At 66.7% G+C, this 22,446-nt stretch carries 17 protein-coding genes; 11 read left to right on the top strand and 6 right to left on the bottom strand.

Features of this window, described 5'->3' with window-relative positions; all coding sequences use genetic code 11:
• Nucleotides 1–21 precede the first annotated feature (21 nt).
• The gene (locus FHG09_RS18745; RefSeq protein ID WP_152349166.1) at nucleotides 22–1,692 is read right to left on the bottom strand and encodes a glycerate kinase; all 1,671 of its coding nucleotides are present in this window, start codon (nucleotides 1,690–1,692) and stop codon (nucleotides 22–24) included.
• 199 nt (nucleotides 1,693–1,891) lie between these two features.
• Between FHG09_RS18745 and uraD the strand changes: the two genes are divergently transcribed.
• The 4 genes from uraD (at nucleotide 1,892) to aceE (ending at nucleotide 6,587) form a co-directional block, all read left to right on the top strand.
• Nucleotides 1,892–2,383 (top strand): 2-oxo-4-hydroxy-4-carboxy-5-ureidoimidazoline decarboxylase, encoded by a 492-nt coding sequence (gene uraD, locus FHG09_RS18750; protein WP_152349167.1) that lies wholly within the window; start codon nucleotides 1,892–1,894, stop codon nucleotides 2,381–2,383.
• Entirely contained in the window at nucleotides 2,380–2,703 is a 324-nt protein-coding gene (uraH, locus tag FHG09_RS18755) for a hydroxyisourate hydrolase (protein WP_152349168.1), read from the top strand. Before uraD ends, uraH begins: the two co-directional genes overlap by 4 nt.
• Nucleotides 2,704–2,858: 155 nt before the next feature.
• A complete protein-coding gene (pucL, locus tag FHG09_RS18760; protein ID WP_152349169.1) occupies nucleotides 2,859–3,743 on the top strand; it encodes a factor-independent urate hydroxylase in 885 nt (294 codons plus the stop codon).
• A 96-nt stretch (nucleotides 3,744–3,839) separates the two neighbouring features.
• On the top strand, nucleotides 3,840–6,587 hold the full coding sequence (aceE, locus tag FHG09_RS18765; RefSeq protein ID WP_152349170.1) for a pyruvate dehydrogenase (acetyl-transferring), homodimeric type: 2,748 nt from the start codon (nucleotides 3,840–3,842) through the stop codon (nucleotides 6,585–6,587).
• A 26-nt stretch (nucleotides 6,588–6,613) separates the two neighbouring features.
• Here the strand turns inward: aceE and FHG09_RS18770 are convergent, their stop codons facing one another.
• A complete protein-coding gene (locus FHG09_RS18770; RefSeq protein ID WP_152349171.1) occupies nucleotides 6,614–7,393 on the bottom strand; it encodes an IclR family transcriptional regulator in 780 nt (259 codons plus the stop codon).
• A gap of 162 nt (nucleotides 7,394–7,555) precedes the next feature.
• Here FHG09_RS18770 and FHG09_RS18775 point away from each other — a divergent pair, with 162 nt between their 5' ends.
• The 3 genes from FHG09_RS18775 (at nucleotide 7,556) to FHG09_RS18785 (ending at nucleotide 11,210) form a co-directional block, all read left to right on the top strand.
• Nucleotides 7,556–8,935: an NAD-dependent malic enzyme gene (locus FHG09_RS18775; protein ID WP_152349172.1), complete on the top strand. Its 1,380-nt coding sequence runs from the start codon at nucleotides 7,556–7,558 to the stop codon at nucleotides 8,933–8,935.
• A 108-nt stretch (nucleotides 8,936–9,043) separates the two neighbouring features.
• Nucleotides 9,044–10,351 (top strand): DUF6986 family protein, encoded by a 1,308-nt coding sequence (locus FHG09_RS18780; protein ID WP_152349173.1) that lies wholly within the window; start codon nucleotides 9,044–9,046, stop codon nucleotides 10,349–10,351.
• 34 nt (nucleotides 10,352–10,385) lie between these two features.
• Nucleotides 10,386–11,210 (top strand): bifunctional allantoicase/(S)-ureidoglycine aminohydrolase, encoded by an 825-nt coding sequence (locus FHG09_RS18785; RefSeq protein ID WP_152349174.1) that lies wholly within the window; start codon nucleotides 10,386–10,388, stop codon nucleotides 11,208–11,210.
• A gap of 136 nt (nucleotides 11,211–11,346) precedes the next feature.
• Here the strand turns inward: FHG09_RS18785 and FHG09_RS18790 are convergent, their stop codons facing one another.
• Nucleotides 11,347–12,822: a malate:quinone oxidoreductase gene (locus FHG09_RS18790; RefSeq protein ID WP_152349175.1), complete on the bottom strand. Its 1,476-nt coding sequence runs from the start codon at nucleotides 12,820–12,822 to the stop codon at nucleotides 11,347–11,349.
• Between the two features lie 214 nt (nucleotides 12,823–13,036).
• Here FHG09_RS18790 and FHG09_RS18795 point away from each other — a divergent pair, with 214 nt between their 5' ends.
• Nucleotides 13,037–14,098, top strand: a complete 1,062-nt coding sequence (locus FHG09_RS18795; RefSeq protein ID WP_152349176.1) for a pyridoxal phosphate-dependent aminotransferase — start codon at nucleotides 13,037–13,039, stop codon at nucleotides 14,096–14,098.
• A 2-nt stretch (nucleotides 14,099–14,100) separates the two neighbouring features.
• Nucleotides 14,101–15,507 carry an FAD-binding oxidoreductase gene (locus FHG09_RS18800; RefSeq protein WP_152349238.1) on the top strand — a complete coding sequence of 469 codons (1,407 nt, stop codon included), beginning with the start codon at nucleotides 14,101–14,103 and terminating at the stop codon, nucleotides 15,505–15,507.
• Between the two features lie 12 nt (nucleotides 15,508–15,519).
• Here the strand turns inward: FHG09_RS18800 and mmuM are convergent, their stop codons facing one another.
• Entirely contained in the window at nucleotides 15,520–16,452 is a 933-nt protein-coding gene (gene mmuM / locus FHG09_RS18805; protein WP_152349177.1) for a homocysteine S-methyltransferase, read from the bottom strand.
• A gap of 21 nt (nucleotides 16,453–16,473) precedes the next feature.
• Between mmuM and tgt the strand changes: the two genes are divergently transcribed.
• On the top strand, nucleotides 16,474–17,727 hold the full coding sequence (gene tgt / locus FHG09_RS18810) for a tRNA guanosine(34) transglycosylase Tgt (RefSeq protein ID WP_152349178.1): 1,254 nt from the start codon (nucleotides 16,474–16,476) through the stop codon (nucleotides 17,725–17,727).
• A gap of 194 nt (nucleotides 17,728–17,921) precedes the next feature.
• Here tgt and FHG09_RS18815 read toward each other — a convergent pair whose 3' ends face one another.
• Both FHG09_RS18815 and FHG09_RS18820 read right to left on the bottom strand, forming a co-directional pair.
• Nucleotides 17,922–18,626: a queuosine precursor transporter gene (locus tag FHG09_RS18815; protein WP_413773158.1), complete on the bottom strand. Its 705-nt coding sequence runs from the start codon at nucleotides 18,624–18,626 to the stop codon at nucleotides 17,922–17,924.
• Between the two features lie 46 nt (nucleotides 18,627–18,672).
• Complete coding sequence (locus FHG09_RS18820) at nucleotides 18,673–21,264, bottom strand: M3 family metallopeptidase (protein ID WP_152349179.1); 2,592 nt, start codon at nucleotides 21,262–21,264, stop codon at nucleotides 18,673–18,675.
• 94 nt (nucleotides 21,265–21,358) lie between these two features.
• Between FHG09_RS18820 and FHG09_RS18825 the strand changes: the two genes are divergently transcribed.
• Nucleotides 21,359–22,429, top strand: a complete 1,071-nt coding sequence (locus FHG09_RS18825; RefSeq protein WP_152349180.1) for an AI-2E family transporter — start codon at nucleotides 21,359–21,361, stop codon at nucleotides 22,427–22,429.
• The last annotated feature ends 17 nt before the right edge of the window (nucleotides 22,430–22,446 follow it).

Here is a 22,446-nt window from a genome sequence, read left to right on the forward strand (position 1 = left end):
TATCAATACTCACAGTAGCAATTAGGGGAGGAGGTGGGTGCGGAGGCGGGCTACGTGGCCGCGAGCGTCGACGTCGTACTCGGCGTGGATCAGGGTGCCGTCGGCGCCGATGACGAAGGTCGAGCGCTGAGTGCCCAGGAATGTGTGCTCGCCGATCGTCTTCTGCCCATAGCTGCCGTAGGCCTTCGCGACCGCCGCACCGGGATCGGAGAGCAGCGAGAACGTCAGCCCCTCCTCGGCGGCGAATTCCTTGAGCGATTCGGTGTCATCGGGGGAGACCCCGAGGACCTCGAAGCCGGCGGCCGACAGTGCCGAGAGGTTGTCCCGGAAATCGCAGGCCTCCGTCGTGCACCCCGGCGATGCGGCCTTCGGGTAGAAGTAGAGGATGACGCTGCGGCCGGCATAGTCGGCCTTCGACACGGCCCGTCCCTCCGCGTCGGTGAGCGTGAAGTCGGGAGCGATGTCTCCGACGGCGAGCTGAGTCTGAGTGGTCGTGGTCATGGTGCGTCCTTTCGTCGTTGAAATGGTGTGATCCGACGGCGAGCTGAGTGCGCACGCCTGCGCGGCCGTGTCCTCGATGAGCGCTTCGGCGCGCTCGGACAGGGCGGCAAGGTCGGCCGGCCCCGGTGCGATCGACAGCGCCGCCGTGATCCCGGCCTCCCGGCACTCCGCGGCGGTCAGACCGACCCGACCGGCGATGACGATCACCCTCGCCGAGGCGGGGGCATGATCCCGCACGGCCGCGACGACCTTGCCGCCCAAGGATTGGGAATCGAAGGATCCCTCCCCGGTGAACACGAAATCGGCGTCGGCCAGAGCCGCGGTCAGTCCCACGGCCTCGGCGACCATCGTCGATCCGGGCACCACCTCGGCGCCCAGCAGGCTCGTCAGTGCCAGCGGGATCCCGCCGGCGGCCCCGAATCCCGGCGTCGCCGCCAGGGCCTCGGCCTCGGCAGAAGTGTCGGCGAGGACCTCGGCCAGGTGCTCGAGGCCGGAATCGAGGACGGCTACCGAGTCAGCGTCCGCTCCCTTCTGCGGGCCGAAGACCGCAGCGGCCCCGCGGGGACCGGTGAGCGGATTGTCGACATCGACGGCGATGCGCCACCGCACCGCAGCGGCCCGTCGGTCCAGCGCCGAGGTGTCGATCGCGGAGATCGCGGCCAGCCCGCCGCCGCCGGGCGCGACGGGATCGCCGTCGGCGTCGACGAAGCGCGCACCGAGGGCGGCCAGTATTCCGGTCCCGCCGTCCGTGCTCGCCGAGCCGCCGATGCACAGCAGGATCTCCTCGACTCCGAGGTCGAGAGCTGCGGCCGCGAGCAGCCCGACGCCGTAGGTGTCGGCGCGTTCGGGCTGCAGCTCCACGTCCGAGACCTGCGGCAGGCCGTTGGCCTGGGCCGCCTCGATGACCGCGGTGGTTCCGTCGGGGGACAGACCGAAGGCCGCCGAGGCGGCCCTGCCCAGGGCATCGACCGTGTCCACGGTGCGCGGCCGAGTTCCCCATACGGCCAGCAGGGCGTCGAGCGTGCCCTCCCCGCCGTCGGCGAAGGGCAGCTCGGTGACCCGTGCGCCGGGGAAGACCGCCCGAGCGCCGCGGGCCATGGCGGCCGCGGCGGCAGGGGCGGAGGCTGAGCCCTTGAAGGAGTCAGGGGCGCAGACGATTGACGGGGTCTGATCTGTCGTATTCGGGCTCATGCACTCATTCAACCTCATCGTCGATGGCCGGGTGTGCGGCGGTTGCCACAAGACCATTATCCACCATACGGAAGAAAGTTTCCACATTAATGTGTGAGCAATTTGACATTGCCGATGGCGCCCAGCAGACTCGGAGCAGTCGTTCGGAAATGGTATTCCGAACCGTGAAAGTCATTCAGCGCCTGCCAAGGAGGTCACCGTGGACCTGGCCGAGTTCAATCGACTCCCAGCCGATGATGCCCGCGGAATTCTGCGTCCCTGCATCGACGTCGACCGGTGGATCGACGCGGTCGTCGACGCCCGCCCTCTGACCGACCTCGACGCCGCCACGGCCGCGTCGCGTGCCGCCGCACCGCTGACCACCGCCGAGATCGACGCGGCCATGTCCCATCATCCGCGCATCGGTGAGAAGGCGAAGGGTGAGAGCGCCGAGGCGGCCCACTCGAGCCGCGAGCAGGCCGGCCTCGGCGCCCTCGAAGCAGACGTGCAGACCCAGCTCGCCGCCGGGAACGCCGCCTACGAAGCCCGCTTCGACCGCGTGTTCCTCATCCGCGCCGCCGGTCGCACCCCCGAGGAGATCCTCTCCGAACTGCAGCGCCGCATGGACAACACCGAAGAGGATGAGACCGCCGAGGTCGGGCAGCAGCTCATCCAGATCGCCGAACTCAGACTCGAAGGGATCCTCTCATGAGCTTCATCACCGCTCACGCACTCGACTCTATGGTCGGCAGCCCGGCCGCCGACCTCGAGGTCACTCTCTGCTCCGGGGACGAGGTCATCGTCTCGGCCCGCACCGACGACAACGGGAGAGTCTCCGACTTCGGCCCCGACCACCTCGAGCCGGGGGACTACCGGATCGTCTTCGGCACCGGCGAGTACTTCGCGGCCCGGGAGATCGATCACTTCCACCCGGTGGTCACCATCGACTTCACCGTCCAGGCCGGGCAGGAGCACTATCACATTCCGCTGCTGCTCAGCCCCTTCGCCTACAGCACCTACCGCGGCAGCTGAGCCGCACCCGCAGTCGCTCACAGGGGAAGCAGGCCCCCTGCAGGATCTCCATCCTCAACAAACCGCCGAAGCCGCCCGGTTCGTCCCGGCTGGCCTCGCCAATCGAATGGTCACGGCGTGTGCAGGTGCGCACGCCGACGAACTGGAGGAAGAAAATGAGCAAGGTCCGACTGACATCGAACCAGTACGGCAAGGCGGAGAACCGACTCATGCGGGTCTACCGCGACAGCGACCGCCACGAGATCCGCGATCTCAACGTCACCTCGCAGCTGTGGGGCGACTTCGAGACCGCCCACACCGAAGGCAACAACGAACACGTCGTCGCCACCGACACTCAGAAGAACACGGTCTTCGCGAAGGCCAAGGAGCTGGGCGTGAGCTCGCCCGAACAGTTCCTCATGGGCCTGGCCGACCATTTCACGTCGAGTTTCGACTGGGTCACCGGCGGACGCTGGGAGGCCGAAGAATACGGCTGGGATCGGATCAACGACCATCAGCATTCGTTCTTCAAGTCCGCCCCCGAGGTCCGCACCGTCGTGTTCACCCGCGACGGCGACAAGGACACGCTGATCTCCGGCTTCAACGGACTCACCGTGCTCAAGACCACGGAATCGGGCTTCGTCGGCTATCCGAAGGACAAGTACACGACGCTGCCGGAGACCGACGACCGGATCCTGGCCACGGATATCGCCACGCGGTGGATCTACAACACCACCGACCTCGACTTCGAAGCCGTGTACACCAAGGTCAAGGAGATCATCCTCGACTCCTTCACCGACCACTTCTCCCACGCCCTGCAGCACACGCTCTACCAGATGGGCGAGAAGGTCATCGAGGCCGTGCCGGAGATCGACGAGATCCGCTTCTCCTGCCCGAACAAGCACCACTTCCTCTATGACATCGAACGCTTCGGCCTCGAGAACCCGAACGAGGTCTTCATCGTCGCCGACCGCCCCTACGGCCTCATCGAAGCCACCTTCACCCGCGAAGGCGTCGACGAGAACAAGGACGCGTGGGCGCAGGTCGCCGGCTTCTGCTGAGATCTGAACATCACCTGCTGAGACAGGACTTTCCATCTCCGGGCTCCCGGGGTACTGTTCCGGGAGCCCGGACCCTGCGAGAAGGAAACCCCCGTTATGACACAGGACACATCCTCGGCGAGTCCGAGGGGAATCACCGACGAAGAGGTCGATGAATGGCTCGAGTCCTGGGAGGGCCTCGTCGACGCGCGCGGAACCCAGCGCGCGGGCGAGATCATGGAGGCGCTGCGCGCTCGCGCGGCCACGAACTCCGTCGCCCAGCCCAAGGTCACCACCACCGACTACGTCAACACGATTCCCGTCGATCAGGAACCGTTCTACCCCGGTGAGGAGAAGGTCGAACGCCGCTTCCGCAAGTGGATGCGGTGGAACGCGGCCATGCTCGTCCACCGGGCGCAGAGGCCCGAGATCTCCGTGGGCGGCCACATCTCCACCTACGCCGGCGCCGCCACACTCTACGAAATCGGATTCAACAACTTCTTCCGCGGCCAGGATCATCCCGGCGGCGGCGATCAGGTCTTCTTCCAGGGCCATGCCTCACCGGGGATGTACGCGCGTGCGTTCCTCGAGGGCCGCCTGACCGAGGCCGACCTGGACGGATTCCGGCAGGAGATCTCACGTGCCCCGCACGGGCTGAGCTCCTATCCGCACCCGCGGCTGATGCCGGAGTTCTGGCAGTTCCCGACCGTGTCGATGGGGCTGGGCCCGATCAACGCGATCTATCAGGCGCAGATGAACCGCTATCTCCACCACCGGGGCATCTCCGACACCTCGGATCAGCGGGTGTGGGCGTTCCTCGGCGACGGGGAGATGGACGAACCCGAATCGCGCGGTGCCCTGCAGCTGGCCGCGAACGAGGGACTGGACAATCTCACCTTCGTTATCAACTGCAACCTCCAGCGCCTCGATGGACCCGTGCGCGGAAACGGCAAGATCGTCCAGGAGCTCGAGGCGACCTTCACCGGCGCCGGCTGGGACGTCATCAAGGTGCTGTGGGGCCGCGAATGGGACGACCTGCTCGCCGCCGACCGCACCGGCGACCTTGTGAAGATCATGAACGAGACCCTCGACGGGGACTATCAGACCTTCAAGGCCGAATCCGGCGGTTTCATCCGCGACAACTTCTTCGGCCGGACCCCCGCGACGAAGGGTCTCGTCGAGAACCTGAGCGATGACGACATCTGGAACCTCAAGCGCGGCGGCCACGACTATCACAAGGTCTTCGCCGCCTACCAGAAGGCCGTGAACACCAAGGGCAAGCCCACCGTCATCCTCGTCCAGACCGTCAAGGGCTATGGTCTGGGCACGACGTTCGAGTCCCGCAACGCTACCCACCAGATGAAGAAGTTCACTGCGGACGACGTCAAGGCCTTCCGCGACCGGATGGACATCCCGATCAGCGACAAGGTCATCGACGAGGACCCGTATGCGGTGCCCTACTATCACCCGGGACAGGACTCCGAGGAGATCCGGTACATGCTCGACCGGCGGCGCCAGCTCGGCGGATTCGTGCCGGAGAGGAAGCCGGAGAACAATCGGATCGCCCTGCCCGCTCCCAGCGACAAGGCGTTCGCGCAGACGAAGAAGGGCTCGGGCCAGCAGATGGCCGCCTCGACCATGGCCTTCGTCCGGCTGCTCAAGGACCTCATGCGAGAGAAGGGTCTGGGGGAGCGGATCGTGCCCATCATCCCTGATGAGGCCCGCACCTTCGGAATCGACGCCTTCTTCCCGACCGCGAAGATCTACAATCCGAACGGGCAGAACTACCTCGCCGTCGACCGCGAGATGTTCCTCTCGTACAAGGAGGCGACTTCCGGTCAGCTCCTCCACGTGGGCATCAACGAGGCCGGTGCCGCCGCCGGGTTCACCGCCGCGGGCACCGCGTACTCCACCCACGGCGAACCGATGATCCCGATCTACGTGTTCTACTCGATGTTCGGGTTCCAGCGCACCGGAGACGCCTTCTGGGCCGCCGGCGACCAGATGACGCGCGGGTTCATCATCGGCGCCACCGCCGGACGGACGACTCTGACCGGCGAGGGGCTGCAGCATGCCGACGGGCATTCCCCGGTGCTCGCGGCCACGAACCCGGCCGTGCGCGTCTATGATCCGGCCTACGGCTACGAGATCGGACACATCGTCCGCGACGGTCTGCACCGCATGTACGGTGAGCACGACCTCGGCGAGGACGAGCGCAATGTCATGTACTACCTGACCGTGTACAACGAGCCGATGCTCCAGCCGGCCGAACCCGAGGACGTCGACGTCGAGGGCATCCTCAAGGGCATCCACCGCGTCGCCGAGGCGGCTCCGGGCGATCGTCCGCACGCGCAGCTGCTCGCTTCCGGTGTGGCCGTGCCCTGGGCGCTCGAGGCCCGGGACCTGCTCGCCGCCGATTGGGGCGTCGACGCCGCCGTGTGGTCGGTGACCTCATGGGCGCAGCTGCGCCGTGACGGACTCGAATGCGAAGCGGCGGAGCTGACCGTTGCAGACGGTGGGGCCGAGACCGCGGAACGCGTGCCCTATGTGCGCCGGAAGCTGGACGGACAGCCGGGGCCGATCGTGGCCACGAGCGATTTCGACTCCACCCAGCCGGACCTCATCCGGCCGTACCTGGACCACGACTTCGCGACCCTCGGCGCCGACGGGTTCGGCTTCTCCGACACTCGGGCCGCCGCTCGCCGGCACTTCAAGATCGACGCCCATTCGATGGTCGTGCGCACCCTGCAGCTGCTCGCCAAGCGCGGTGAGATCGACCGATCCGTTCCCGCCGAGGCGGCTCGACGCTATCGTCTGGGCGATGCCAATGCCGGGACCTCGGGGATGGCCGGCGGAGATTCCTGAGCCGGTTCGAAGCAACGGGAACAGGTTCAGCGGCCGCTCTGCATCTCTGCGGAGATGCGGGCGGCCGCGTCCCGCAGCAGCGGAACGGCGCGGTCGGCGAAGGACTGATCGACGCGGCTGATCGGACCGGAGACGGAGATCGCCAAGGGGGCGGGGGCGTCGGGGATGGCCATGGCGAAGCAGCGGACCCCGAGCTCCTGCTCCTGCTCGTCGATGGCATAGCCGCGCGCACGGATGCGGCTCAGCTCGGCCTCGAGATCGCCGATCGTTCCGATGCTGAACTCCGTGGGAGTGGGCATGCCGGCCGTGGTGGCGATATGCCGGACCTGCTCGGGCTCCAGGCCCGCGAGGATGGCTTTGCCGACCCCGGTGGCGTGCATGTGCGCGCGGCGTCCCACCTCGGTGAACATCCGCATCTGCCGCTCCGAGGCGACCTGATCGACGTAGACGACCATGTCTCCGTCCATCGTGGCCACATTCGCCGACTCTCCGAGCTCGGCGACGAGGTCCCGCAGATAGGGACGGGCGATCGCGCCGAGCTGCGAGCCGGCGATATCGCCGAGGCGGACCAGTCCGGGCCCGAGCGCATATCCGCGATCGGGCAGCTGTCGGACCACGCCGAGATTGACCAGGGTGTTGAGCAGACGGTGGATCGTCGGCAGGGGCAGGTTGACGTCCGCAGCGATATGGCTCAGCGTCGCCGAGCCCGCGGAGTTCGCAATGCACTCAAGCAGTCCGAACGCACGTTCGACGGACTGCACGCCGCCCTTGGACTGGCGGATCGCCGGGGTGTCGCTGCTGCTCATCGATGTTCCTTAATCTGTGGGGAGTCTCGGCAGTGAAACTCCGTTCAGTCTAGTCCTGAAATGGAAGAAACTTTCCGAATCCACGGACACCGGCTAGAATTTCCACTAGGCAAAAGTTACTATCCATAATACGGAAACTTGATATCAAGGAGGATATTGCTCATGGTCGCCACCAGCCCCGGATATTCCATCACTCTGCGCGTCGGCACTGAGGTCGGGAAGGCCACGACCTCCGACCTCGTGGCCGCGGCCGCCGCCGCCGGTGCGTCAGTCACCGCCCTCGACGTCGTCGAGTCCACTCCGCACGCGGTCATCATCGACGTCAGCGCCGATACCCGCGACGTTGCTCATGCCGACGAGGTCTCCGACGCTCTCGACGCCCTGCCCGGAGTCGATGTCCGCAAGGTCTCGGACCGGACCTTCCTCCTCCACCTCGGCGGGAAGCTCGAATCCGTCCCGAAGGTTCCCCTGCGCAACCGCGACGACCTCTCCCGCGCCTACACGCCCGGCGTGGCACGCGTGTGCAAGGCGATCGCGGAGAACAAGGAGGATGCCCGCCGGCTGACGATCAAACGCAACACCGTCGCCGTGGTCACCGACGGCACCGCGGTGCTCGGCCTCGGCGATATCGGCCCCGAGGCGGCCATGCCGGTGATGGAGGGCAAGGCAGTGCTGTTCAAGCAGTTCGCCGATGTCGACGCCTGGCCGGTGGCTCTCGATACGAAGGACACCGAGGAGATCATCTCGATCTGCAAGGCCATCGCCCCGGCCTACGGCGGAATCAACCTCGAGGACATCGCCGCCCCGCGCTGCTTCGAGATCGAGGCCCGCCTGCGTGCCGAACTCGATATCCCCGTCTTCCACGACGACCAGCACGGCACCGGCGTCGTCACCCTCGCCGCCTTGAAGAACGCGCTCAAGGTCGTGGACAAGAAGATCGAGGACCTGCGCATCGTCGTCTCCGGAGTCGGTGCGGCCGGCAACGCCATCATCCGCCTCCTCCAGGTCGCCGGCGCCACGAACATCATCGCCTGCGGCCGCGACGGCGCGATCGGCCCGGACTCGCGCGTGGACACCGAGCACAAGAGATGGCTGCAGGCGAACACGAATCCCGAGGGCTTCACCGGCACGCTCAAGGAAGCCGTGGTCGGCGCTGACGCGTTCATCGGCGTCTCCGCCCCGAATGTGCTGAGCGGTGACGATATCGCGGCGATGAACGACGGTGCGCTGGTCTTCGCCATGGCCAATCCCGATCCCGAGGTGGACCCCGCCGAGGCGGCCGAGCACGCGGCCGTGGTGGCCACCGGCCGCAGCGACTTCCCGAACCAGATCAACAACGTGCTCGCCTTTCCCGGGATCTTCCGCGGACTCCTCGACGCCGAAGCCCGCGATGTCGACGAGAACATCATGGTCGCCGCGGCCGACGCGATCGCCTCGTGCATCCCCGAGGACGAACTCCACCCCGGCTATGTCATCCCCTCCGTGTTCGATCCGGAGGTCGCGAAGAAGGTCGCCGAGGCGGTCGCGGCGGTCTCGTCCTGAAACCCCAGAGAGTCTCCGTGCCCGGCGGCGGACAATGAGAGACAATGAGGCCAGGCCGGGCGCCGCCGCCTCGCCGTCGAACCCCGTGCACAGAAAGAGGATGTGAAAGTGGAACGATCAACACTGACCGATATCGACTCACTGCTGGGGGACACGGACGAGCTCCTGACGACCGCGTATCCCGGTGACCGCGACGTCCGTCAACCCGTGCACACCGTGTATGTGCCCGGCGACCGCACGAGTGCGGACCTGCCGTATCGGTGGGGGCAGCAGGCGCTCGAATGCGTCGAGGCCCATGGCGGAATGCTCCAGCTGGCCGAACGCGTCATCACCGCCGCCCGTAAGGAGACCGGTCCCGCGATCCCGGGCCAGGGGCCCAGCATCCACCAGGTGGCCAGGGAGGCCGAACTCCTCGCCGAGGCGGTCACCGCGAAGCTCGAGCGCGAACCGATCGAGGACCTGCGCCTGGACTTCGAGGACGGATTCGGCGACCAGGGCGATGACACCGAGGACCGCTGGGTCGCCCAGGCCGCCCGGGATGCGGTGGCCGGCCGCACCGAGAAGGGAGCCCCCGGCTTCGTCGGCATCCGCTTCAAATGCATGGAGTCAGCGACCCGGGAACGCGGTCTGCGCACTCTCGATCTGTTCCTGTCCGAACTCATCGAGGCCGGCGGTCAGCTGCCGGACAACCTCGTGCTCACCCTGCCGAAGGTCAGCACCGTCGACCAAGTGCGGGCGATGGTGCTCGCCTCCCGTGCGCTGGAAGCCGAGCACAACCTCGGCGAGGGGACGATCACCTTCGAGATCCAGGTCGAGACCCCGCAGCTCGTCCTTGCCGCCGACGGCACCATTCCGCTGGCGACGGCGCTGCAGGCCGGAGCCGGGCGCGTGACCTCGCTGCACTACGGCACCTACGACTATTCCGCATCGATGGGCGTGGCCGCGGCCTACCAGGCGATGGACCATCCGGTCGCCGATTTCGCGAAGAACCAGATGATGCTCGCCGTCGCCGGCACCGGAGTCCACCTCTCCGACGGGTCGACGAACATCCTCCCGCTCGGCGAACCCGCAGAGGTCCACCACGCGTGGGCACTGCACGCCGGCCTCGTCCGCCGCCACCTCAAGCGGGGGATCTACCAGGGCTGGGATCTGCACCCGCACCAGCTTCCGACCCGGTTCTTAGCGACCTTCGCCTTCTACCGCGAAGGCGGGGCACGGGCGGCTCAGCGCCTTCACGACTACGTGTTCAAGGCGGATTCGACCGTTCTCGACGAACCCGCCACAGCGAAGGCGCTCGCCCGCTACCTCGACCGGGGCCTCGTCTGCGGAGCCCACACCGAGGAGTTCGTGACCTCGCGGACGAACCTCAGCCTCACCCAGCTCGGGCAGCTGGCCCGCACCGGCTCGCTCGACTGAGCAGACTGACCACCGACCGAAGGAGACTCGATCCATGACGACGACCGATCCGTACACCTACTGGGCCCCGACCGGCGGGCACCCGCCCCAGTCCGATCTGCTCACCGACCGCGCCCTCGTTACCGAGGCCTATACGGTCATCCCGCGCGGAGTGCTGCGCGATATCGTCACCTCGAACCTGCCCGAGTGGACCGGGACCCGGTCGTGGGTGCTGAGCAAGCCCGTGGCCGGGGGAGCGGTGACGTTCTCGCAGACGATCCTCGAAGTCGCCCCCGGCGGCGGCGCGCAAGCGCCGGAACCACAGTCCGAGGTCGAGGGATTCCTCTTCGTCATGGCCGGCCGGCTCGAGGTCACCCATGAAGGCACCGCGCACACGCTGACCCCCGGTGGGTTCGCGTTCCTCCCCGCCGGTTCGTCGTGGTCGGCGAGGTCCACCGGCACCGAGGCGGCCCGCTTCCATTGGGTGCGCAAACGCTATCAGCCCGTGGCGGGACTGACCCCTGAGGCGAAGTTCGGCAACGACGCCGATGTCGAGCCCTCGCCGATGCCGGGCACCGACGGGCGCTGGCGCACGACCCGTCCGCTCGACCCGGATGACCTCGCCTACGACATGCACGTCAACATCGTCACCTTCGAAGCCGGAGCGGTCATCCCGTTCGCGGAGACCCACGAGATGGAGCACGGGCTCTACGTGCTCGAGGGCAAGGCCGTCTACCGCCTCAACGGCGACTGGGTCGAGGTGCAGGAGGGTGACTTCATCTCCATGCGCGCCTTCTGCCCGCAGGCCTGCTACGCGGGCGGGCCGGGACGCTTCCGCTACCTGCTGTACAAGGACGTCAATCGCCAAGTCGAGCTCTGAGCCCCTGAGCTCTGAGCCTCTGAGCCTCTGAGCTCGGGCCGGGCATACGAAGAGAAGCGGCTTGCCGGAAGTGATTCCGGCAAGCCGCTTCGTGCTGTCTCCTCGCTCGCAGCGAGGCTCAGGTCTTGCTGATTCGTCAGATCAGCTGGAGGGTCCGCGAGGTGTACTCGGAGACCTCCTTGAGCAGGGTCTCGTCGTCGACGAGGTCGCGGCCCAGCGAGGGGATCATGTCCTTGAAGTGCTTCTCCCAGCCTGCGTACTCACGCGGGAAGCAGGTCTTGAGCAGGTTGACCATGATCGGCACGGCCGTCGACGCGCCCGGGGAAGCGCCGAGAAGAGCCGCGATCGACCCGTCGGCCGAGGAGATGAGCTCGGTGCCGAACTGGAGGACACCGCCCTTCTTCGGGTCCTTCTTCATCACCTGCACGCGCTGACCGGCCTGGATGAACTCCCAGTCGGACGGGTCGATATTCGGGATGAACTGGTGCATCGCCTCGAAGCGGGCCTTCTTCGTCGCAGCCAGCTCACCGAGCAGGTAGGTGACGAGATCCGTGTTGTCCTTGGCGACGTTGAGCATCGTGGCGAGGTTGTTCCCGCGCACGGAGAACGGCAGGTCGGTGAAGCGACCCTTCTTGAGGAACTTCGGCGAGAACCCGGCGTACGGGCCGAACATGAGGTAGTCCTTGCCGTCGACGACGCGGGTGTCGAGGTGCGGAACGGACATCGGGGGAGCACCCTGAGCCGCCTGACCGTAGACCTTCGCCTGGTGACGGGCGACGAGGTCCTCGTTGCCTGTGCGCAGGAAGATTCCGGAGACCGGGAAGCCGCCGTAGCCGCGGCCCTCGGGGATGCCCGACTTCTGCAGCAGCGGCAGGGCGCCGCCGCCGGCGCCGACGAAGACGAACTTCGCGCCGATCCGGTGAGACTCGTGCGAGAGCAGATCCTTGACGGTGAGAGTCCAACCGTCGGAGGCGCGCTCGAGATCGGTGACCTGGTGGCTGGTGCGTACGGTCGCACCCTTGTCTGCGACATAGCTGAGCAGCTGGCCCGACAGCGAACCGAAGTCCACGTCGGTGCCCTGCTTGATCCGCGAGATGCCGTTGACCTGGCCCGGTCCGCGGCCCTCGAACATCAGCGGCAGCCACTCGGCCTGAGTCGCCGGGTCGTCGGTGTACTCTATATCGGCGAACAGCGGGTTGCGCACCATCGTCTCGTAGCGGCGCTTGATGTAGTCACGGCCCTTGTCGCCGCGGCCGTAGCTGACGTGGGCGATCGGGTTGATGAAGGACTTCGGATCGGTCAGCACACCGGTGTCGACGAGGTGCGACCAGTACTGTCGCGAATGGTGGAACTGCTGATTGATCGTCGAGGCCTTCTCCAGGTCGATGTCGCCGTTGGAGTCCTCGGGGGTGTAGTTGAGTTCGCAGAGTGCGGCGTGGCCGGTGCCCGCGTTGTTCCACGGGTCCGAGCTCTCGGTGGCCACATAGTCGAGCTTCTCGTAGACACGGATGTCCCAGTCGGGCTGAAGTTCGGTCAACATGGCACCGAGTGTGGCGCTCATGATGCCGCCGCCGATCAAGACGACGTCGACCTTTTCCTGCGGTGAGGGCATTTGGACTCTCATTCCTCGTCACTGGCTTTATGTATTCGTCTCTCAGGGTACTCTCCGGCGTCGGCCCACCTGTAACCCGGGAGGAGGGAACGGACAGTCGCGAGAGCATTCTCACAGCGGATGGACGTCCGTCCCGACCACCTGAATCCGACCATTCGGACGGTTTGGCAAGACGGTCTGTGTCGCCCGCCACAAGGTGTGCAACTATGGGCACATGTCCAAACGTTTCCTGCTCCGTGACGCGCTCGCCGAATTCCCTCCCTATGTTCCCGGCAAGCCTCCCGTCGAATCACCGGGCCTGACCCCGTACAAACTGTCCTCGAACGAGAACCACCTGCCGCCGCTGCCGGGTGTCATCGAAACGATGGCAGCCGCCTCGGCGATCCCGGGGAACTACCCCGATCCCACCGCGGCCGCGCTCGTGGCCGATATCGCCTCCCACCTCGACGTCGAACCCGCCGAGGTGGTCCCCGGCGCCGGTGCCTCCGAAGTCCTCACGGCGCTGACGAACATCACCCTCGAGGCGGGCACATCGGTGGTCTATCCGTGGCCGTCGTTCGAGATGTACCCGATCCTCGCCTCGGCCCGGGGTGCCCAGAAGCGCCCCGTCGACCTCCTCGACGACGGTCGCCACGATTTCGCCGGGCTGGCGGCGGCGATCGATGACACGACCCGACTCGTGCTGCTGTGCTCGCCGAACAATCCGACCGGCCCGACGATCTCCGATGCCGAGCTCGACGGCTTCCTCGCCGAGGTGCCGGACGACGTCATCGTCGTCCTCGACGAGGCGTACCTGGAGTTCGCGACCGAGGCCGTCGATGGCCTGACGGCCAGGCGCAAGCACCCGAATCTCGTTCTCGCCAGGACCTTCTCCAAGGCACACGGTCTGGCCGGTCTGCGAGTGGGATTCGGCATCGCCGACGTCGAGATCGCTTCGGCGATGCGACAGGTCATCGCCCCGTTCTCCGTGACCGCCGGCGCCCAGGCCGCGGCCCGGGAATCCCTGTCCCGAGTCGACGAGGTGGCTGTGCGTGCCAAGGAGATCGCCGCGGTGCGTGACCGGTTCGCCCACGATCTGCGAGAGCTGGGTCTGTCCGTGCCCGACGCTCAGGGCAACTATGTGTGGATCGCTCTCGACCCCGAGGCGGCTGTCGCCTTCGAAGGCGAGTGCGCGAAGCAGGCCGTGGCCGTGCGTCGTCTGCAGGGCGGCGTGCGCGTGAGCATCGGACCTGATGAGGCGCTCGAACGCGTGCTCAAGGTCGCCGCGTCGCTGTGACGATGAGTGCGGATGCCACAGTGAGCGCGGATCTGGGCGGACTCGCCGCCGAGCTGAGTTCGGGGGCGCTGGTCACCGACCGCGACGTCATCGATGCCTATTCGTCGGACAAGGCGCTGTTCTGTCCGGCCGGTGAGGCGTCGGCTGTGGTGCGTGCCGCTTGCGTCGATGATGTGGTCGCGGTGATGCGGTTCGCCACCGAGCATCGGATCCCGGTCGTCACGCAGGGGGCGAGGACGGGCCTGTCGGGTGCGGCGAATGCCACGGACGGGGCGATCCTGCTCAATGTGGCGAAGCTGAATGCGATCGTCGACATCGACGAGGTCGATCAGACCTGCCGCGTCCAACCCGGTGTCATCAACCAGGATCTCAAGCAGGCGCTGGCCGGGCATGGTCTGTCGTATCCGCCGGATCCGGGATCGGTGGCGATCTCGACGATCGGCGGGAATGTCGCCACGAACGCCGGCGGGATGTGCTGTGTGAAGTACGGGGTGACGAAGGACTATGTGCGGGCACTGACCGTGGTGCTCGCCGATGGGACCGTGTCGAAGCTCGGCCGGCAGACCGCGAAGGGAGTGGCCGGTCTCGACCTGGCGGGACTGTTCGTGGGATCCGAGGGGACTCTGGGCGTCATCGTCGAGATCACCCTCGGGCTCAGACCGCTGCTGGCGCCACCGGTGACAGGCGTCGGGATCTTTCCGGATATGGAGTCGGCCGGTCACACGGTCTCTGCGTTCATGGCCTCGGGTGCGGCGCCGTCGATGCTCGAACTCATGGACGGAGGCACGGTGGCGATGATCAATGCCTATGGGGATTTCGGTCTGCCCGATGGTGCCGGGGCGCTCCTGCTCGTCCAGTCCGATGCTCCGGGCCCGGCCGGTGTCGCCGCGCTCGAGAAGTTCGAGACCATCGCCGTCGAGCAGGGGGCCGATGAGGTGTTCTTCTCCGAGGATCCGGCGGATTCGGAGATGTTCGTCGCGGCTCGTCGGGCCGTGTCCCCGGCGATGGAGAAGTATGTGGCCGGCATCGGCGGGGGAGAGCTCATCGATGATGTGTGCGTGCCCAGGTCCCGCCTCGGCGAGTTCTTCGCCCGTTTGGATGAGATCGCGGCCGGGCATGCGGTTGAGGTGGCCACGGCCGGTCATGCCGGGGATGGGAATATGCATCCGAGTGTGCTCTTCGATGCCTCGGATGAGGCGAGTGTGGCCGAGGCGAAGGAGACGTTCGCCGAGATCATGCAGCTGGGTCTGGATCTGGGTGGGACGATCACCGGTGAGCACGGGGTCGGGTATCTGAAGAGGGACTGGTTGGTGCGGGAGCTCGATGCCGGTGCTCAGGCTCTGCAGTCGGGGATCAAGGCGGCGGTCGATCCGTTGGGCATCCTCAACCCGGGCAAGATGCTCGGCTGAGGCCAAGATCGCTCAGCCCCGGTGACTGAGCACTGCGATGTCGTCCGGTCGAACCCGGCAGCAGCCGCCGACGATCCGCGCGCCGAGGCGGGTCCACTCCGCCACCGGCCATGACCCGATCCCGGCTTCCGCGCGGTCGTCCCGCCATTCCATGGCGCTCGCGTCGTAGATCTCGCCCGAGTTCGGGTAGGCGATGAGCGGCATTGCCGTGTGTGCCGACAGCTCCTCGAGTGCGGGGGCCACCAGGGAGGACCGGACGCAGTTGACCCCGATCGCCAGCACCGACGCCGAGGCGGTCGCCGCCTTCGCGACGTCGGCCAGGGAGCTGCCGTCGGGCAGGGCCGGGGCGACCGTGTCCGTGCCGTCCTGCAGGGTCACGCTCACCCAGACCGGAAGATCGGTCTCCTCGGCCAGCCCTACGATCGCGCGGATCTCGTCGAGGCGCGGTTGGGTTTCGACGGCGAGCAGATCCGCTCCCGCCTCGGCGAGGGCCGCGATGCGCGGACGATGGATGTCGGTGAACTCCTCAGGAGTCAGTCGATAGTCCCCGGTGTACTCGGCACCGTCGCCGAGCGCGGCACCATAGGGTCCGACCGACCCTGCGACGAGGGTGCCTCTGCCCGCAGCGGCAGTGCGGTCAGCAGCCCTGCGCGCGATCCGCACGCTCTCACCGATGATCCTGTGGCCTTCCTCGGCACTGATTCCGGCACGGGCGAAGCCGAGCGGAGTCGCCTGATAGCTCGCTGTCGTCAGGATGCGGGCACCGGCGGAGGCGAAGGCGGCGTGCACCTCGGCGAGGGTGTCTGGGCCGGTGCGAATGAGCTCGGCCGACCACAGGTGATGGTCGAGGTCGATGCCGCGGTCCTCGGCGGCGGTGCCCAAGCCGCCGTCGAGGACGATGGGATGGGCCGCCTCGGCGGAGGCGAGCATCTGCGGGAACGTCATGGTCCCAGTTAAGCTTGTCCGGTGACTACAGACCAATCCCCGGCGGCACCCGAGACCACGCCCATCAACGACCGTTCGCAGTTCGGCTTCGAGGTGGGCACCCGGATGGACACGGGCGGGCGCACCGGCGTCATCCGCACTCCGCACGGCGACATTCAGACTCCCGCATTCATCCCCGTCGGCACGAAGGCCACGGTCAAGGCCGTCCGCCCCGACGAGGTCGCCGAGCTCGGCGGACAGGCGGTGCTCGCCAACGCCTACCACCTGTACCTGCAGCCCGGATCGGACCTCATCGACGAGGCCGGCGGCTTGGGCAGGTTCATGAACTGGCCGGGACCGACGTTCACCGACTCCGGCGGATTCCAGGTGATGAGCCTCGGCTCGGGTTTCAAGAAGGTCATCTCGATGGAGGCCGCAGGCGAGCGCAGCGACGAGCTCGTGGCCGTGGGCAAGGAGCGGCTGTCGAACGTCGATGACGACGGGGTGACGTTCAAGTCGCATCTCGACGGGTCGATGCACCGCTTCACTCCGGAGATCTCGATGCGGGTGCAGCACGAACTCGGCGCCGACATCATGTTCGCCTTCGACGAGCTGACCACACTCATCAACACCCGCGGCTACCAGGAGGAGTCGGTTGAGCGGACCCGGCTGTGGGCGATGCGCTGCGTCGAGGAGCACTTCCGGCTCACCGAGGAGCGTTCGCATCGGCCGTATCAGGCGCTCTTCGGGGTGCTGCAGGGTGCGCAGTACGAAGATCTGCGGCGCAAGGCCGCGCGGGACCTCGGCGCCATGGACTTCGACGGCTTCGGCATCGGCGGGGCGTTGGAGAAGGAGAACCTCGGCATCATCATCCGCTGGGTGTGCGAGGAGCTGCCGGAGAACAAGCCGCGGCACCTGCTGGGCATCTCCGAACCCGACGACCTGTTCGAATCGATCAAGACCGGCGCGGACACCTTCGACTGCGTCTCGCCCTCCCGCGTGGCCCGCAACGCCGCGATCTACACCCGCGACGGCCGGTACAACCTCACCGGCGCGAAGTACCGACGCGACTTCGGACCCTTGGATCCCGACTGCTCGTGCTACACCTGCCAGAACTACTCGCGGGCGTACCTGCGGCACCTGTACAAGGCGAAGGAGATGCTCTTCTCCACCCTGTGCACGATCCACAACGAACACTTCGTCGTCTCGCTCGTCGATGAGATCCGGCAGGCGATGATCGACGGCCGCTTCGACGAGCTCGAAGGCGAGGTTGTCGGCCGCTACTACTCGAAGTAGCTTAGGCCGCGGCCAGCGGGTCTCCAGCGGGCCTCCAGCGGGCCTCCAGCGCCTCAAGTCACGCGAAACTCGAAAAACACGTCGCCGGCGACGACTCTTTCGAGTTTCGCGGGACCTGAGCGGTCGACAGCTGGCGGAATGCGGCGGGAGCGGCACCGCGAGCACAGGCGGGCGGTGTCAGCGACCGGCGTCTGTCAGCGACCGGCGTCGGCGGCGTCGAGCTCGTAACTGGGTTCGTGCCGCTTGACGAGCTTGATGACGCGGTAGGTCACGGGCAGGAAGATGATCTCGACGGCGACCTTGTAGACGAAGCCGACGATGATGTAGTTGATGAAGTCGAGCCCCGGGATGACTCCGGCGAAGGCGATGATGCAGAACAGCAGAGTGTCGACGAACTCGCCGACGCCTGTCGACGTGAGCAGGCGGACCCACAGCTTCGACTCGCCCATCCGCTTCTTCACCGCTACGAGCACCCACGAATTGAGCAGCTGGCCGACGAAGTAGCCGACGAGGGAGGCCGCGACGATGCGCGGGTAGAACCCGAGCACGGCGGCGAAGGCCTCCTGATTCTCATAACCGGGACCGGGAGGGGAGATGAGCACGAGCCAGAACACGAAGGTCGCCAGGATCTGCAGGCCGAAACCGGTGATCACAGCCTTGCGGGCGGCTTTGAAGCCGTACACTTCGCTGATCACATCGCCGAGGATGTACGCGATGGGGAAGAGGAATGCGCCGCCGTCGGTGACGATGGGGCCGAAGCCGATGACCTTCGTGGCCGAGATGTTCGAGATGATGAGCACCGCGCAGAACACGGCGAGGAAGACCGCATAGTAGCGGCCCCGGGAGGAGGCGAAGGCTGCGAAGCGGGCAGCCGAGGTGGTGTGCGCCGGATCGGTGATGCGACCCGGCTGCCCAGACTCAGCCTCGGAGCGCCCGGGCTCCGCCTCAGGACTCTTCTGCGACAACGGTGATTTCCTCTCCTCCGGTGACCGTGAGCAGCTGCTCGTACGTCAGGGGCACCATCGAATTCGGTGTCCCCGCGCCGGCCCAGAGAACAGGATAATCCTTCAGCGACACATCGACATAGGTGGGAATCGGGCTCGGGTGACCGCACGGTGCGACTCCGCCGATGACCTGCCCGGTCGCCTCCCGCACGAGTTCCTTCGGCGCCCGGTCGAGCGAATCGACGCCGATGAGTTCGGCGACGTGTGCGGTGTCGACCCGGTGGGCACCCGAGGCCATGATGAGCACCGGGGAGCCGCCCGCGGAGAAGATGAGGCTGTTCGCGATCGCCCCGACCTCGATGTCCAAAGCCTCGGCCGCCGTCGCAGCATTCGGTGTCGCCTCGGTGAAGACCTCGATGCGCGGTTCGATGCCGGCGGACGTGAGATCGGCGGCGACCGCCTCGTGGTTGGGATGGTCCCATTTCGCCGAGACGGCTCCGGGCTCGGACTCGGCCGTGGTCGCCTCGGCGTCGTCGGCCTCGCCATCCTTCTCGGTGACGGGTTCGGCGAGACCGCGGCGGCGCAGCAGCGGTGCGACATCCGGGCGAGTGCCGAAGAAGCGTTCGATCGCGGCCATCGGGTCGACCGAATAGCCCGGCGCGAGGATGGCCTCGCGGAAGGCCTCTCCGGCTTCCCGGTTCAGTCCGCCCTGCTCCTCGAACCATTCGCTGACCCAGGCGGCGATGACCTCGGAGTAGAGGTAGGAGTAATAGCCGGCCGCATAGCCGGAGGCGAAGACGTGCCCGAAGTACGTCGACCGGTAGCGCGGCGGCACGAGCGGGGAGAAGCCGGCGGCGGCGAGCACCTCGGATTCGAAGGACAGCACCTCGGTGATGTGGTCCCCGGCCTCGAGCGAATGCCAGGACAGGTCGAGCATGGCCGCGGCGAGGTATTCGATCGTGTCGAAGCCCTGCCCGAACTTGTCGCTGGCGATGAGCGCATCGACGAGTTCGGCCGGCATCGGCTCACCCGTGTCGACATGCTTGGCGAAGTGGGGGAGGACCTGGGGATGGAAGCGCCACATCTCATTGAGCTGGGACGGGAACTCGACATAGTCGCGCGGGACCGCGGTGCCCGCCGTCGACGGGTAGGTGGAGTTCGCGAAGAGCCCGTGGAGGACGTGACCGAACTCGTGGAAGAACGTCGTCAGTTCGGTCGGATTGAGCAGGGTGGGCCGACCCGGGCCGGGCTTGGCGAGATTGAGTGAGAGGGTGACGACCGGCAGCAGCCCGGTCAGGCGGGAGGCCGGAACCAGCTGGTCCATCCATGCTCCGCCGCGTTTCGTATCCCTGGAGTACGGGTCGATGAGCACGAGCCCCAAGTGCCGCTCGGTGACGTCGGTGACCTCATAGGCGCGGACGTCCTCATGCCAGGCGGTGACCCCTTCGTAGGGGGCGAAGGTGATTCCGTACAGGCCGGTGGCCGCGCGGAAGACGCCCTCGGTGAGGACGGTGTCGAACTCGAAGTACTTGGCCACCTCGTCGGGGTCGATGCCGAATTCGTCGGCGCGGAACTTCGCAAGGTAGTACTTGACGTCTTCGGCTGCGACCGTCTCGAGACCGTAGCGCTCCTTGACCTGCGCAAGCTCCTCGTCGAGTTGGGCGTTCGCGGGATTGATGAGGGAGGAGACGATATCGGCTGCCGCGTCGGGGTTGCCTGCGGTCTGGTTGTCGATGGCGAAGGACGAGTAGGAGGGATATCCGAGCAGGTGCGCCTTGAGCGCACGCAGTGCCGTGGTGTCGGCGACTTGGGTGCGGGTGTCGCCGTCGCCGCCGCGGGATCCGCGCGCCATCGAGTTGTTGAGCACGTGCCGACGGGTCTGTGCCGTGCTGAGGGATTCGAGGACGATCTGCTGGGTGAAGTTGTTCAGCGGCAGCAGATAGCCGTCGACGCCGCGATCGGCCGCTCGATTCGCTGCCGCCGCGATCTGGTCGTCGTTCATCCCCGCCAGGGACTCGGCCTCGCTGAGGTGGACGGCCAGTTCGCGCGTATCGAGCTGCAGAGCGCGGGAGAAGGAGTTCTCCAGGGTGGTCAGTTCGGCCGCGATCGTGGCCATCTGCTCCCGTTCCTCCTCGCCGAGGCGGGCTCCCGCCCGCACGAAGAGTTCGATGGTGAGCTCGTGCTGACGTTTGTCCTCGGGGTTGAGGTCGGCGACCGAGACCTGTTCGATGCGGTGGAAGAGGTCGACGTCGAGGAGGATCTCTGTCTGGGTGGCCGACAGGAGCTCCCACACCTCGGAGACGGCGTCGGTGAGTTCGGGACGCAGATGATTCGATTCGATGGCTGCGGCCACGGAGGCGATGCGGGTCATCGGCACGGACGCGGATTCGAATCTCACGGTGGTGGAGAAGAACGTGGACTCGGCGTCGTCTGCGATGATCGCAGCCACCTCGGCGCGGGCGAAATCGGTGGCCGTGCGAACCGCGGTCAGCAGCGTCGCCGGGGTGACCGCGGCGAAATCGGGCAGCGAATAGTCGGTCTGCGGGTCGAGGAACGCTTCCCAGACATCGATGCTGTTCGGATCTGCGCTCATTCTCGACGATTCACTTTCTCTGCGGTTGGGGTCTCGCTCCGATCCTAACGTGAGTGAGCCGACCAGTGCATGATCGCTGGTTACACTGGTTTCCATGGGCACTGGGCGAGGCGAGTCCCTCACACTCAACAGCGCATTCCGGCTCGGGTTCACCGGGGCCTTGGGTGTGGGGTTGGCGATCGCGGTGATGGCGGCGCTGCAGTCCGTGGCGACCGTGATCATCTATATCGGCTTGGCGCTGTTCCTCGCCCTCGGTCTCGAGCCGATCGTGCAGTGGCTCGTCGATCGCAAGGTGCCGCGGTCACTGGCCGTCCTCATCGTCGTCGTGGCCTTCATCCTCATCGTCGTCGGCGTCGCGCTGCTCATCGCCCCGGCCGTGATCAGTCAGATCCAGACGTTCATCGCGGATCTGCCCGGGATCGTGGCGAACCTCGCGACGACCGGGTGGGTGACGGAACTCGAGAAGCAGTTCACCGGCGCGATCGACGTCGATGCGGTGTTTGCGAATATCGCGGATTGGGCCTCGGATCCGAAGAATGTGCTCTCCCTCGGCGGCGGGGTCGTGTCGATCGGAGCGGGGATCTTGAGCTTCCTCACCGGCGTGATCATCGTCGTCATCCTCACCATCTACTTCGCGGTGTCCATGCCGACGATCAAGTCCGCGATGTTCTCCCTGGTCGCGGCCTCATCGCGGGCGACCGTCGAATCCGTCACCGAGGAGGTCACCCGTTCCATCGGGCGTTACGTCCTCGGGCAGGTGTCCTTGGGTGTCGTCAACGGCGTGTGCTCGGCGATCTTCCTGACCATCATCGGTGCCCCGCTGCCTGCGCTGTTGGCGTTCGTGGCGTTCCTGGCATCGCTCATCCCTCTGGTCGGCCCGATCACGGGCGCGATCATCATCACCGCGTCGTGTCTGATGGTCTCGCCCGGGCTGGGCATCACTGCCGGAATCTACTACCTCGTGTACATGCAGGTCGAGGCGTATCTGCTCAGCCCGCGGATCATGAACGCAGCGGTCGACGTGCCCGGAGCCCTCGTCATCATCGCCGCGATCGCCGGTGGAACCTTGGGCGGTGTGCTCGGTGCGGTGGTTGCGGTGCCGGTGGCCGCCTCGGCGCTGATCATCATCCGCAAGGTCGTCGTGCCTGCGCAGGCGAAGAGGTAGGGGCGGCGGAGAGAACC

The organism is Brevibacterium sp. CFH 10365 (assembly GCF_009299785.1).
GTDB classification, from domain to species: Bacteria; Actinomycetota; Actinomycetes; order Actinomycetales; family Brevibacteriaceae; genus Brevibacterium; species Brevibacterium limosum.